The organism is Nonomuraea sp. NPDC050394 (genome assembly GCF_044459065.1).
In the GTDB taxonomy this organism is placed as follows: domain Bacteria; phylum Actinomycetota; class Actinomycetes; order Streptosporangiales; family Streptosporangiaceae; genus Nonomuraea.
Window position 1 is genome coordinate 273,724 of sequence record NZ_JBITIO010000010.1, and the last position, 14,386, is coordinate 288,109.

The following is a 14,386-nucleotide window of genomic DNA, read 5'->3' on the forward strand; positions in this document are numbered from 1 at the left end:
TGGAGGGTGGCAGGGCCGATGCCGTTGCCTCCGCCCAGCTTCAGCGGGGGTCAGGCGTGTCGCTGGATCTTGGCGAGCGTCAGGACGTCGCCCCGGATGCCCCAGCCGCCGTCCACGACCTCGTCGACGAGCACCATCGTGTTGTCGCGTACGGCGTCGCCGAAGGTGTCGCAGTACAGATCGGTGACCTTGGCGATCAGGTCCGCCTTCTGCCCGGCGGTGAGCGTGCCCGCGGGGACCTTCAGATTCGCGAACGGCATGTCCTTCTCCCTTACTCGGTTCGGTGATGAACACCTTCGCCGCGCCGGGAAGTGGTATCCAGGTGCCGTCCAGCCGGGGGACGGCGGCACCTGGATGACGCCCGCCGCGTGGGTCAGAGTCGGGCGGGTGATGAGACTATGGACAGGCCTGCTGGCCGGCGCCGTGTTCGCCACCGGCCAGGCGCACCCGGGTCACCAGGAAGTTCGGACGAAGACCGTGGCCGCCGATCCGGTGTACGGCCAGGGGTGGCGGCGGCTGGCGCCGATCGCGGGCGGTCCCCGGCAGGAGCACAGCGTCGCCGCGCTCGGCGAGAAGGTCTACGTGCTCGGCGGCGTGCTCGACGGCCCCGGCTTTCCCACCACGGGCCGGGCCGAGGCCTACGACACCCGGCGCGGCATCTGGTCGGAGGTGGCGCCGCTGCCGGTGCCGATGAACCACCCCAACGCGGTGGCGGCCGGCGGCAGGATCTACGTCCTGGGCGGGCTGTCCGGTGGCGCCTCCTGGCAGGCGCTGCCCGACAGCTTCGTCTACGAGCCGCGTACGAACCGCTGGACCCGGCTGCCGCCCGTGCCCGCGAGCCTGGCGCGGGGCAGCGCCGCGATCGGCGTGCGCGGCACGAAGATCTACCTCGCGGGCGGCATGCTGACGCTGCAACCCGGTCCCGGCGGCCTTCAGGACACCGTGGACACCGTCTCGTCGTACGACGTCGTGACCGGACGCTGGGAGAAACTTCCCGATCTGCCGCAGGCGCGCGACCACGTCGGCGGCGCCGTCATCGGCTCGACGTTCTACGTGGTCGGCGGCCGGGATCGGGGACAGGTGAACGTGCGCGACAGCGTGTACGCCCTCGATCTGCGCACCCGCCGCTGGTCGGAGCGGGCGCCGATGCCGACCGCGCGGGGTGGGATCGCGGCCGCCGCCGTCGGGGCGAAGATCTACACCTTCGGCGGCGAAGGGCGGCACGACGGCACCGACCCGAACACCGTCTTCCCCGACGTCGAGGTCTACGACACCGTCCGCGACCGCTGGAGGCGGCTCGACCCGATGCCGGTTCCCCGGCACGGCACCGCCGCCGTCACCGTGGGCGGGACGGTCTACATCCCGGGTGGCGGCACCGCGGGCGGCGGCGCCCCGGTGGACATCAGCGACGCCTTCCGGCCCGGCAGCCGCTGACCGCCACGAGCCGGGGGGTGACGTCCCCTGGCTCCCGTAAATCCGGCATGTCACGCTGGGCAGGTGAATCTCCCCGAACTCGGTACATTCCTGCGAACCCGGCGTGCGAGGATCACGCCGGCCGAGGTCGGCCTGATCGGCGGGTCGCGCCGCCGGGTGCCGGGACTGCGCCGCGAGGAGGTCGCCCATCTCGCGGGTACCTCGGTCGACTACTACATCGAGCTGGAACGCGGCCGCGGCTCGCAGCCCTCGGCCCAGGTCCTGGCCGCCATCGCCCGCGCGCTGCGCCTGGACGCCGACGAACACGACCACCTGTTCCTGCTGGCCGGCCGTACGGCTCCCGCCTCTCATGGGACGGTGGCGCACGTGCAGCCGGCCATGCTCGCCCTGCTGGACCGGCTCGACTCGACCCCCGCCCGCATCATCACCGACCTTCATGAAACCCTCGCCCAGAACCGGCCGGCCACGGCGCTGATCGGCCCGTCCACGGACGGCAGCTACGTCTACCGCTGGTTCACCGACCCTGCCAGCCGGTCGATCTACCCCGTGGCGGACCATCCGCACCACGCGCGCGTGCTCGTCCACGACCTGCGTGCCGCCGTGGCCCGGCGCGGGCACGACGCCGAGTCGATGGAGATGGTGGTACGGCTGCGCCGTACCAGCGAGGAGTTCGCCGCGCTCTGGGACACCGGAGACGTCGCCGTACGCCGCGGGGACCGCAAGCGGATCATCCACCCCGAGCTGGGGATCATCGACATCCACTGCCAGAACCTCTTCAGCGAGGACGGGCGGCAACGCCTGCAGTTCTACACCGCTCCGGCCGGTAGCCCGGCGGTCGAGCAGTTGCGCCTGCTGTCGGTGATCGGCGTCCAGGCGCTCACCGAGCCGTCGTTCAGGTGAGGGCCGGCGGCTCTCCCGCACGTCCACCCGCTCCTGGCGAGGGTCCCGCCCCGGCACGATGCCCAGCGAGGCCGCCGTTCACTGGAACGTCACCGTGTGAGCGACCACGGGCTGTAGGTGTTCGCCGCATTCACGTCGTCGGGGCCGGGAGGTCGGGCGAGATCGCGCCGCCCTGCGGACTGCGGGGATCCGGGACCGGCCTCGCGCGTCTCGCGGGTCGGCTCCCGCCGGGGTGAGGGGACCAGGGGCCCGAGGAAGCTGCGAGCTTGGGGGCTCGCCGCGCCGCCGTGACGGTGGGTCCGCCGGGGCGTTCGCCGAGGTGGGTTACGCAACAGGTATTTACCGGTTGCGTGCAATGCCCCAGCAGCCTCAGAAGACGGAATAGGCTCGTGCGGGTAGTGGGCGGAGCGCAAGGCAAGGGGACCAGGTGAGCGACTCGTTCGTGCATCTTCACGTACACACTGAGTATTCGATGCTGGATGGCGCGGCGAAGGTCAAGCCGCTGGTCGCCGAGGCTGCCCGGCTGGAGATGCCGGCGATCGCGATGTCGGATCACGGCAACATGTTCGGCGCGTACGAGTTCTATCAGTCAGCCAAGGGCGGCCCGGTCAAGCCGATCATCGGTATCGAGGCGTACGTGGCGCCGGAGAACCGGTTCGTGAAGAAGCCCGTGTTCTGGGGGGCGAGAGCCGAGACCGGTGTTGCCGACGCCGAGGGTGGCAAGGACGTCTCCGGCGGTGGCCGGTTCACCCACATGACCATGTGGGCCAAGGACGCTCAGGGGCTGCGGAACCTGTTCCGGCTGTCGTCGCTGGCGTCCTTCGAGGGCTACTACTCCAAGCCTCGCATGGACCGTGAACTGATCTCGAACCATGCCCAGGGCATCATCGCCACCACCGGCTGCCCCTCCGGCGCCGTGCAGACCCGGATCAGGCTCGGCCAGTACGAGGAAGCGGTCAAGGTCGCCGCGGACTACCAGGACATGTTCGGCAAGGAGAACTACTTCCTGGAGCTGATGGACCACGGCATCGACATCGAAAGGGACGTCCGCGAGGACCTGCTGCGGCTGGCCAAGCAGCTCGACATCCCGCTGCTGGTGACCAACGACAGCCATTACGTCACCGAGGACCAGGCCGACGCCCACGACAGCCTCCTGTGCGTCGGCGTGGGCAAGAACAAGGATGATCCGAACCGCTTCCGGTTCAACGGTTCCGGCTACTACCTGAAGTCCGCGTCCGAGATGCGCAGCCTGTTCTCCGAACTGCCGGAGGGCTGCGACAACACGCTGCTGGTCGCCGAGATGGTGGGCGACTACGGCGACGTGTTCACCTACGTCGACCGGATGCCGCAGTTCCCGGACGTGCCCGAGGGCGAGACCCAGGAGTCGTGGCTGCGCAAGGACGTCGAGCGCGGCCTGGAGATGCGCTACGGCTCCCCGATCCCCGCGGAGGTGATGGAGCGCTACGAGACCGAGATGAAGATCATCGGCCCGATGGGGTTCTCCAGCTACTTCCTCGTCGTCGCCGACATCTGCAAGTACGCCCGCGACAACGGCATCGCCGTGGGCCCGGGGCGTGGTAGCGCCACCGGCTCGATCGTCGCCTACGCCACCCGGATCACCGAACTGTGCCCGCTGGAGCACGGCCTGCTGTTCGAGCGCTTCCTCAACCCCGAGCGCATCAGCCCGCCCGACATCGACCTGGACTTCGACGACCGCCAGCGCGACCGGATGGTGCGCTACGTCACCGAGAAGTACGGCACGGAGATGACCGCCCAGGTCAACACCTTCGGCACCATCAAGGCGAAGGCCGCGGTCAAGGACGCCTCACGCATCCTGGGCTATCCGTTCGCGGTCGGCGACAAGATCACCAAGGCGATGCCGCCGGACGTCATGGGCAAGGGCGTACCGCTGGCCAAGCTGTTCGACGAGGATCACCCGCGGTACGCCGAGGGCACGGAGATTCGCGCGCTGTACGAGACCGATCCGGACGTGAAGAAGGTCGTCGACACCGGCCTGGGCATCGAAGGCCTGATCCGGGGCACGGGCGTGCACGCGGCCGCGGTCATCCTGTCGTCGGCGCCGCTGCTGGACCTCATTCCGATGCACATGCGGGACAAGGACAAGGTGGTCATCACCGGGTTCGACTATCCCTCGTGCGAGGAAATGGGCCTGATCAAGATGGACTTCCTGGGTCTTCGGAACCTGGGCATCATCGATCACGCCATCAAGATCATCGAACAGAACCGGGGTGTGAAGCTCGACACCCTGAGCATGCCGTTGGACGACGCGACCACGTACAAGCTGATGGCACGAGGCGACACCCTCGGCGTCTTCCAGCTCGACGGCGGTCCCATGCGCCAGCTTCTGAAGCTGATGGAGCCGACCCGGTTCGAGGACATCGCCGCGGTGCTCGCGCTGTACCGGCCGGGCCCGATGGCGGCCAACGCCCACACCAACTACGCCCACCGCAAGAACGGCCGCCAGGACATCGAGCCGATCCACCCCGAGCTCAAGGAAGCGCTGGAGCCGATCCTCGGCACGACCTTCCACCTGCTGGTCTACCAAGAGCAGATCATGGCCATCGCCCGGGAACTGGCCGGCTACACCCTCGGCGGCGCCGACCTGCTGCGCCGCGCCATGGGCAAGAAGAAGAAGGAGATCCTGGACGCGGAGTTCGTCAACTTCCAGTCCGGCATGCGCGACAACAACTTCTCCGACGATGCGATCCAAGCGCTGTGGGACGTCATGCTCCCGTTCTCCGGCTATGCCTTCAACAAGTCCCACACCGCCGGTTATGGTCTGGTCGCGTACTGGACGGCCTATCTCAAGGCGAACTATCCGGCCGAGTACATGGCCGCGCTGCTCACCTCGGTCGGTGACGACAAGGACAAGGCGGCGGTCTATCTGGCCGAGTGCCGCAAGATGGGCATCCAGGTCCTGGCCCCGGACGTCAACGACTCCATGCAGGACTTCGTCGCCGTCGGCGAGGACAAGGTCCGCTTTGGCCTGGGCGCCGTCCGTAACGTGGGAGAGAACGTCGTCGAGGGCATCGTCAAGGGCCGTAAGAAGGCCACCTACGGCGACTTCAACGACTTCCTCGACAAGGTGCCGCTGGTCGTGTGCAACAAACGCGTCGTCGAATCCTTGATCAAGGCCGGGGCGTTCGACTCGCTCGAGCATCCCCGCAAGGGCCTGCTGCTGGTGCACGAACAGGCCGTCGACTCCGTCATCGACATCAAGAAGAACGAGGCCCACGGCCAGGACTCGCTGTTCGGCTCCTTCGCGGAGAGCGGCGACGAAGAGAGTTCGTTCTCCATCGCGGTACCCGACATGGAGTGGGACAAGAAGACCAAGCTCGACTTCGAACGAGAGATGCTCGGCCTGTACGTCTCCGATCATCCCCTGGCCGGCACGGAACGGCTGCTGTCGCGCAACCGCGACACCACCATCGCCGAACTGCTGGAAAGCGGCCGGGAAGACCGCGGTGACGTGCGTGTGTGCGGTCTGATCACCAAGGTGGAGAAGCGGGTCAACAAGGCCGGGAACCTGTGGGCGATCGTCACGGTCGAGGACATGGACGCCGCGATCGAGTGCCTGTTCTTCCCCAAGAACTACGAGCTGTACGCGCCGGAACTGCGCGGCGACGTCGTGGTGTCGGTGGGCGGTCAGATCAACAACCGCGACGGCGCGATCAGCATCTTCGCCAACGACCTGACCCCGCTCGACATCTCCGGGATCGCCAGCGACAGCGGGCACCCCGTCACGCTGCAACTGCGTGAGGAGCGGCTGAACCAGCACCACGTCGAGGAACTGCGGCACGTGCTGAAGGCGCATCAGGGCAAGGTGCCGGTCAGGATCCACCTGGAGCGCCTGTCGGGCAAGACGGTGCTGTTGTCGCTGCCGGAGTTCTCCGTCAACCCGGAGGCGTCGTTCGCCGCCGACATCAAGACGCTGTTCGGGCCGGAGGCGATCAGCCTGTAACCGAGCCGAGCCGAGCCAGAGCCCGAGCCCGAGTCTGGGCCTGGGCCTGGGCCCGAGCCTGGGTCCGAGCCCGAGCCTGGGCCTGGGCCTGGGTCCGAGCCCGAGCCCGAGCCGGGTGGATCTCGTGGTCACGATGTGGCGAGCACGGGCCGCCGTCCGCCCGGCTTGCCCTGGCTGGGCCGGCACCTCCGGCGCCGTGCTGCCGTGCGGCGCCCGTGGCGGCCATGGGCGTCGCGGTGAGGCCGCTTCGCCGGGCCGTACCTGATGGCGCCCTGAGGTTGTCATGTGGGCGGGGATGCGAGAAATTCCCTGTGTGTCAGAACTCGTCATCCAGGTGGATGATCCCTCGATCGATCCGTCGCAGCTGGCCGATCTCACCGATGAGCTGCGGCGAAGCCTTCTCGACCTCGACGTCGACGACGTGCGGTTCGCCGCGTCCCCCGCGCCCCCGGGAACCCGCGGCACGGAGGCGCTGGAGCTCGCGGTCGTCGTCGTGCAGTTCGTGGCGGAGAGCGGCCTGATCGCGAGCGTCGTCCAGACGGTCTCCGGCTGGCTCGCGCGCTCGCGGGTCCACCAGGTGGAGATCACCTTGGGCGAGGACAAGCTCGTGCTGTCGAACGCGTCGGCCGATGAGCAGCAGCGGCTCGTGGAGCACTTCATCAAGGCGACGGGCGAGGGCACCGCAGCGGAGGCGTGATCCGTCGTGCGCAAGAAAGCACTGATCATCGCGAACCAGGAGTACGGGGACGAGCGCTTCGGCGCCCTTCCCGGTGCCGCCCAGGACGCGAGCCAGCTCGCCGAGGTGCTCGCCGAGCGCGCGGTCGGCGAGTTCACGGTCGAGGTGGTCGCGGAGGGCAGCGCCCGCACGGTCATGAAGCGGATCGCCGCCTTCTTCGGCTCGGCCGCGCGTGGCGACCTCCTGCTCCTCCACATGTCGTGTCACGGCCGCACCCACGACCGCAGCCGCGAGCTCTACTTCGTCGCCGCCGACACCGAGCTCGACGCGCTCGCGGCCACCGGTGTGCCCGCGTCGTTCATCAACGAGCAGGCGGAGCACTGCCGTTCGACGAGCATCGTGCTGCTCCTCGACTGCTGCTACAGCGGCACCTTCGCGCGGGGCATCCGCTCCAGAGGAGAAGGCGTGCCCCGCATCCCGGTGGACCGGCACTTCGCCGGCAGCGGCATGGCGGTGATCACCGCCTGCTCTGCGCTGCAGTTCGCCTACGAGAACGAGGCGCAGAGCACCGTCCGCGCGGAGCCTTCGATCTTCACCTCGGCGGTCGTGGAGGGTCTGCGCACCGGCAAGGCGGACGTGGACGGCGACGGATACATCAGCGTGCACGACCTCTACCAGTACGCCAGGGAGCACGTCGTCAACCGGGTGCCGAACCAGACCCCGGAGTTCTCCGTCAACCGGCTCAGCGGCACGCTCTACCTCGCCAGGAACGTGCAGTCGCTCTACCTCGGCGAGGCCGCCGCGCCGCTGCTCACCCCGGCCCTGTACCGGGCGGTGACACAGGGCGAGGAATGGGAGCGGTTCGGCGCCACGCTGGCCCTTGACCGCATGCTCCAGGCGGGCGAGCTCGCCTCCAAGATGGCGGCCAGGGAGGCGCTGATCCCGCTGACCAGGGACGCCGACCCCGAGATCCGCGAGCGGGCCAGGTCGATCTGGACCCGTGTCGTCTCGCGGACCCTGCCCATCGCCACCGATCCCCAGACCCGCCTCGCGGGCGAGGCCGACGAGCGGCACGCCTCTCAGCACATCATCGGCATCGACTTCGGCACCACGAACTCCACCGTCGCCGTCGTCGAAGGCGGCGCGCCCCAGGTCATCTCCAACCTGTTCTACTCGACGGTCACCCCGAGCGTGGTGGGCTTCTCCACCAGTGGCCAGGTCCTCGTCGGCGACCTGGCCAAGCGGCAGGCGACGCTCTATCCCCACCGCACCGTGCAGTCCGTCAAGCGCAATCTCGGCACCGACTGGAGCATCACCATCGGGGAGCACACCTACACGGCCGTCGACATCGCGGCATACGTGCTGGAACGGCTGCGCCTCGACGCGGAGGCCCACCTCGGCGAGCCGGTGGGAGGGGCGGTCATCACGGTTCCCGCCACGTACGGCCTGGCCGAGAAGGAGGCGCTCCAGGAGGCGGCGTGGATCGCCGGGCTGCGCGCGTTCCGTTTCGTCAACGAGCCCACGGCCGCCGCGGTCGCGTACGGCCTGGGCAGACAGGGCGACGAGGACATCCTGGTCTTCGATCTCGGCGGCGGCACCCTGGACGTCTCCCTCCTGGCCGTCGGGGCGGAAACGGACCACGGCTTCGTCCAGGTCCACGCCACGTGCGGATACAGCGACCTGGGCGGCGACGACTGGGACGAACGGCTGGTGAAGCATCTGGCCGGGACCTTCGCCGACCTCCACGGAGTCGACCTCTCCGCGGACCGGGCGGCGGCGCAGAAACTGCGGGAGGCGGCCGAGCAGGCGAAGATCGAGCTCTCCACGGCGGACCGGACCACGGTCAGCCTGCCGTACATCGCGGCCAAGGACGGCAGGCCGCTCCATCTGGACATCGAGATCAGCCGGGAACAGTTCGAGTCGCTCACCGCGGACCTGATCGAGCGGTGCCGTCAGCCGGTCAAGCAGGCACTCCTGGACGGTTTCCGCAAGCCCGGCGACATCGCGCACGTGGTGCTGGTGGGCGGCTCCACCCGCATGCCGGCCGTCGCCAGGCTCGCCAAGGAACTCCTCGGCGGCAAGGACCACGCCGAAGGGGTGGACCCGAGCGCGGCCATCGCCCTGGGGGCCGCCGTGCAGGGCGGAATCCTCTCCGGGCAGATCAGGGACGTGCTGCTCCTGGACGTGATCTCCGCCTCGCTCGGGGTGGAGACCAAGGGCGGCATCTTCACGAAGATCATCGAGCGCAACACCACGATCCCGACCAAGCGCTCGGAGGTCTTCACCACAGACCGGGACAACCAGTCGTCGGTGCTGATCCAGATCTATCAGGGCGAGCGCGAGCTCGCCGCGTACAACCGGAAGCTGACCACCTTCGACCTGACGGGCATACGCGCGGCCCCCCGCGGCGTGCCCCGGATCGAGCTCATCCTCGACGTGGACTCCAACGGCATCATCCACGCCACGGCCCGGGATCTGAGCGTGGGCGTCGAGCGCACGGTCACGGTCTCGCGCAAGGACACGCCGTCGTGTGCCCCCGAGTCCCGGCTCGAGACCATCTCGCTGGTCGAGCTTCCCGAGCCCGCGGTCATCGAGTCGGTGCGCCCCGCGGCGGTGCCGCCGCCCACGTATGAGCCTGCCCGGCGCGAATGGCTTGGCGGGCCCGGGGCGCAGCCTTAGCCGAGGGGCGGCCGGATCATCGTGCCGCGGGGTGCGAGGGCGGGGTGAAACGCCGGATCCAGGCCACCGTGTCCGGCGCCGAAGAGCGGCAGGGCCATCGATCGCAGGTGCGGCTGGAACCGGGAGCGTTCCTCCTCGGCCAGGCGGAAAGGCCGCAGAGCGCCACCGCGGTGTCGAGGGCTGCCAGCCTGGTGTCTCGAAGTCGCGTGGGGCCCCGGAATGTGGTCGCGTACGGGCTGAATTCAGGTCAACGGGCCACCGGGAAGGGCGCCGGTGGGGGTGTTCAATGTGAAACCTCGGGACGAATCAGATACCGCGCCGGATTCGCCGCTCTCCCCTCCTGAGCGTCTAAAAGCACTAAATGTCGACAGAAGCCGCATATAGCCAAAAAGCCCGTGGGAATCGCCGGACCATGGCTAACGACAGGACCGAGACCCCGCCACAGTCCTTGGTGAGCATCCGTAAATTGTTTTGATGAATGCCCGATTATCGCGCAATAAGCTTTATTCCAGCTATCTCCGGAGATGGTGAATTCCGGCGTAGTACGGTCTGTTCGTTCGCATCGGGCAGGGCACAGGAGCGGCCACGATGACAGCAGGTCCAGGGGATGAGTTCGCCGTCGAGGAGCTGATCGAAGCGCTTCGGGCCAGGGCGCCCGAGGAGACGAGCTTCGAGCTTTTCGCCGAGCTCGGCTCACTTCTGGCGGCCCGCTATGTGACCGGCGGCGCCCCCGAGGACCTCGACGAGGCCATCACGTCGTTGCGCGTGGCCCTGGACACGCCGGTCCCACCGGATGCCGAACCCGCGTGGATCGAGATGGAGACCGCCCGGCTCCTGGTCCTGCGCGCAGAGACCACGCAGAGTCTCGACGACGTGGAAGCCGCGATCACGTACGCCGGACGCGCCCTGGCCGGACTGGCGCCACCCACCGACGATCCCGACCCGGACCTTGCTCTGGCCCATTACGTCCTCGGCGCCGGTCACTTCCTCCGAGCCGCCTACGCCCCGGCCGGAGCCCGGAGCGACCTGCGTCTGGCGTCCGGCGCGTTCCAGCGGTGCGTCGCCCTCCTGCCTCCCTCCCACCCCGGCCTGGGCGAGGCCACCGCCAGGCTCGGAGCTGTTCTCGCCGCCGAGATCCAGCACGAGATGGACGAACTCGACGACTCCACCACCACGCACCAGAAGGAATGGACCGCGCTGGGCGAGCGGGTCGACGCGGCGCTCCTGACGATGGGGACCATACGGAAGGACATCCGGGACGACGATCCGCACCGGCCGTTCGCCCGCTACTGGCACGGCACCATCCGGACCATCCGCTTCCTCGCGTTCGGCGGCGACAGCGCGGACCGCGAGACGGCGCTGACCGACCTCGAGTCGTACGCGGAACACCCCGACCGCGACGACCACACCGCGAACGTCTGTCACCTCTTCGCCGCCGCCCTCCACCTCTCCGGCTCGGCGCCCGAGACACTGCGGACCAGTGGCAAGATGCCGCACCTCGACAGCTTCGCCCGGGTCATGGCCACCGGGAACACGGCCTCTCCCGAGGCCGCGCGGCTCGCCCTGAATCACCTGGACCGGGTCGTCGAGCCCGATCCCGCCGGCTCGCCGTACGGCGGCATGTCGCTCGCCCTGCGGCTGTCGGCGGAGATCGCGCTGAGCGGCCAGGACCCGTCCGGCGACCGCCTGGCGTCCGTGCTCCGAGAGCACGGGAACCTTGCGAAGGTGGCGGCCGACGATGACTTCGGCCGGTTGATCGGCCTGCTCGGCGACATCCAGGCGCTGCGGGCCGGATCGGCCGGACTGGGCGAGACGATCGAGTCGTTCAGCCGGTTCATCGACGAAATCGGCGACTCCCACCCCCTGCGCCACGTGCTCAAGGCCGTACTCGGGCAGGTCCTCGACAGTCAGAACGCCCTGAGGCCGCCTTCGTGGGAAGAACGCGATGCCGCGTTCCAGCTGCTGGAGCACATCCTGCGGGAACTCCCCGCCGACCACCCCGATCGCGCCGCCACCCTGGTACGGCTGGCGGGCCTGCTGATACGCGGACTGGACACCAGATACAACCTGGAACGCCTGGCCAGAGTGAGGGAACTCCTCCAGGAGGCGACCGAACGTCCCGCGGCCGACCAGGAGAACGAGGCCGTCCAGCACTTCCTGCTCGTGATCGTGGAATCGTGCCTGGCCCTGGGCGGATCCGACGGCGCGCCCGGATTGCGCGAAGCCACCGAAAGGCTCAAGCGGGCCGTGGAGCTGGCTCCTCCCGGCCATCAGATCCACACCCTGAGCCGAGCGCTGCTGCCGGCCATCCTCGCTCAGCGGTTCAGGCTGGAGGGAGATCTGGAACACCTGGACGCGGCCACCTATTACGCCCGCACCATGTCCCAGGCCGGCCGGACCGCCGACGCCCCCGAAGGCGACTACGCCGTCCTCATGGACTGGCTCCTCGCCGTCATGCCGCTGATGAGGGATCACGACCACGACCGGCTGACCGAGATCATCGCACATCTGCGTGAGCAGACCGACCGGCTGCCCGATGACCGGATGCGCCGCCTGATCGAGCATGATCTGTACACGCTGGACTTCGCGCGGACCATCGCCGGGCATGTCCTGGACCCGCGTAACGCGCATTCCCCACCGGAAGACCTCGGGACGATGGTCGACACCCTCGCGGCCAGGGTCCGGGATATGGACAAGGGCAGCCCGTACTACGCCCAGGAGGCGGGCATCGCCGGACACGCGAAGATCGGCCTGGCCTTCCTGCACCGCGACGTACAGATGCTCGACGAGGGGCTCGCCGCGGTGAGCGAGGCCCACCGAGCCGCCGCCGACCTGGGGAACTCCCGCCTGTGGTTGCTGAGCATGATCGGCGGAGCCCTGGTGATGCGGTACGAGATCACTCATGATCGCGCCGACCTGAGCAACGCCATCGAGAAGATGGAGGAGGCGCGGCGCGCGGCGGAGGGCGAGGCGCCCAGTCACCTGATGGCGCTGAACCTGAACAGCCTGGCCGGCGCCTACCACCTCCGCGCCGACGAGCGCCTGCGCGACCAGGAACGCATGGGCCAGACGGGCCTCGCCTCCCTGCGCGCCCGAGCCTGGAGCGTGATGCTCCAGACCAGCACGGAGCGCGCCTTCGAGGCAGCCGTGGCCGGTGGAGGCGAGGCCGCGGAGGTGGCGCTCTGGTGCGCCGCCTCCGGGCTCACCGAAACGGCGATCGAAGCTCTCGAATCGGGCAGGGCCCTGGTGCTGCACGCCGCGACCACCGCGACCGGAATCCCCGAACTGCTGGGTGCGGACCATCCTGACCTGGTCGCGGAGTGGGAGGCGGCCTCATCCCAGGCGGACAACGCCCCCTGGCGGCCGCACGCGGACGTCCCGGACGAATCCGCGGGTACGCCGCAGCGCCACGCCCAGTTCATGGAGAACCTGCCGGAGATCCAGGTGCCCGGCGCCCTCCGGCAGCGTGTCATGGCGGCGATCGAGGGGACGGACGCCGAGCGCCGGCTGTTCAACCCCGCGACCGTCGCCGAGATCGCCGGGGCGCTGCGCGGGTCCGGCGCGGCGGCGCTGGTCTACCTGGTCTCCCATCCCGGCTGGCGCGGCGGCGTCGCCCTCGTGGTCGGCCCCGATGAGCGAGTACACCGGGTGGATCTGCCCCGGCTGAGCACCGGGCAGGGCAGCAAGGTCGCGGCCTTCGTCCAGGCCCAGCGTGAGCGCGCGGACCAGGAGGAGAGCAGCCGGACCGCATGGGGACGCGCGCTGGGCGAGCTGTGCGACTGGGCCTGGACCGCGGCTATGGAGCCCCTCCTGGACTCGGTGGCCGGCCACTCACCAGACCCCTCCAGGACCAACCGCCTGATCCTGGTCCCGGTGGGCGAACTGGGCGCCGTTCCCTGGCACGCCGCCCGCCGTACCGTCGGAAACGGCCGGGCACGGTACGCCTGCCAGGACGCCGTGATCTCCTACGCGGCCTCGGCGCGTCAGTTCGTCGACACCAGGCGGCGCGAGCCCCGCCCCTGGGCGGAGGAGCCCGCGCTGGTGAACGTCCGGGACAGCAACCTGTACTGGACCTCGAAGGAGATCGAGCAGATCCGCGAACACCACTATCCACGGGCCCGCCTGCTGGGCGGCCGCACCCGTGGGGCGAACGCTCCCCCCTTGATCCGCGCCACCGGCCGGAACGTCCTCGCCCTGCTACCCGGCCCGGACTCGGGCGGCGCGACACTGCTGCACCTGGGCTGTCACGCCAGTCCGCGACCCCGGCCGGTCGACTCCCACCTCACGCTGGCCCTCCTCGAGAGCCTCGGGATGACGGACATCCTGCGCCAGGGACAGGCCGGGACCGGCGAGGTTCCCGGCGGGCTGGTCGTGCTGGCCGCCTGCGGCAGCGACCTGACCAGCGGCCACCACGACGAGGCGCTGACGCTGGCGACGGCCTTCGTCGCCGGCGGGGCGGTGGGAGCGGTCGGCGCCCGATGGCCGGTGGACGACTTTCCCACCGCCGTGCTCATGAGCATGTTCCACCACTACCTGAACTCCGGGTACGACGACCCGGCGGTCGCGCTGCGCGCGGCGCAGCTGTGGATGATCGACCCGCGCCGCCGCGTTCCCGCCCGCCTGGCCGCCGACGTGATCGCGCGGCTGGCGGAGATGCCGCTCCACGAGCCCGAGTCCTGGGCAGCCTTCACCTATCAGGGCCGATGAGGAGACCC

General features: G+C 69.4%; 7 protein-coding genes. 6 read left to right on the top strand and 1 reads right to left on the bottom strand.

Translation table 11 applies throughout. The features are described 5' to 3' along the window. Positions 1 to 50: 50 nt before the first annotated feature. Positions 51 to 260: a 4-oxalocrotonate tautomerase family protein gene (locus ACIBKY_RS34620; RefSeq protein WP_397103386.1), complete on the bottom strand. Its 210-nt coding sequence runs from the start codon at positions 258 to 260 to the stop codon at positions 51 to 53. 130 nt (positions 261 to 390) lie between these two features. Between ACIBKY_RS34620 and ACIBKY_RS34625 the strand changes: the two genes are divergently transcribed. From ACIBKY_RS34625 to ACIBKY_RS34650, 6 genes are all read left to right on the top strand, one after another. Beyond that, positions 391 to 1,434 carry a Kelch repeat-containing protein gene (locus ACIBKY_RS34625; RefSeq protein WP_397103388.1) on the top strand — a complete coding sequence of 348 codons (1,044 nt, stop codon included), beginning with the start codon at positions 391 to 393 and terminating at the stop codon, positions 1,432 to 1,434. Positions 1,435 to 1,497: 63 nt separating this feature from the next. Next, a complete protein-coding gene (locus ACIBKY_RS34630; RefSeq protein WP_397103390.1) occupies positions 1,498 to 2,334 on the top strand; it encodes a helix-turn-helix domain-containing protein in 837 nt (278 codons plus the stop codon). A 427-nt stretch (positions 2,335 to 2,761) separates the two neighbouring features. Beyond that, a complete protein-coding gene (gene dnaE, locus ACIBKY_RS34635) occupies positions 2,762 to 6,316 on the top strand; it encodes a DNA polymerase III subunit alpha (protein ID WP_397103392.1) in 3,555 nt (1,184 codons plus the stop codon). A 313-nt stretch (positions 6,317 to 6,629) separates the two neighbouring features. After that, positions 6,630 to 7,013 carry a hypothetical protein gene (locus ACIBKY_RS34640; protein WP_397103394.1) on the top strand — a complete coding sequence of 128 codons (384 nt, stop codon included), beginning with the start codon at positions 6,630 to 6,632 and terminating at the stop codon, positions 7,011 to 7,013. A 6-nt stretch (positions 7,014 to 7,019) separates the two neighbouring features. Beyond that, on the top strand, positions 7,020 to 9,671 hold the full coding sequence (locus ACIBKY_RS34645; protein WP_397103396.1) for an Hsp70 family protein: 2,652 nt from the start codon (positions 7,020 to 7,022) through the stop codon (positions 9,669 to 9,671). 588 nt (positions 9,672 to 10,259) lie between these two features. Next, positions 10,260 to 14,378 (top strand): CHAT domain-containing protein, encoded by a 4,119-nt coding sequence (locus ACIBKY_RS34650; protein ID WP_397103398.1) that lies wholly within the window; start codon positions 10,260 to 10,262, stop codon positions 14,376 to 14,378. Positions 14,379 to 14,386 lie beyond the last annotated feature (8 nt).

Excerpts from the sequence above, each read along its gene's own strand:
- ACIBKY_RS34620 (WP_397103386.1), bottom strand. The coding sequence starts at position 260 with ATGCCGTTCGCGAATCTGAAGGTCCCCGCGGGCACGCTCACCGCCGGG.
- ACIBKY_RS34625 (WP_397103388.1), top strand. The coding sequence starts at position 391 with ATGAGACTATGGACAGGCCTGCTGGCCGGCGCCGTGTTCGCCACCGGC.
- ACIBKY_RS34650 (WP_397103398.1), top strand. The coding sequence starts at position 10,260 with ATGACAGCAGGTCCAGGGGATGAGTTCGCCGTCGAGGAGCTGATCGAA.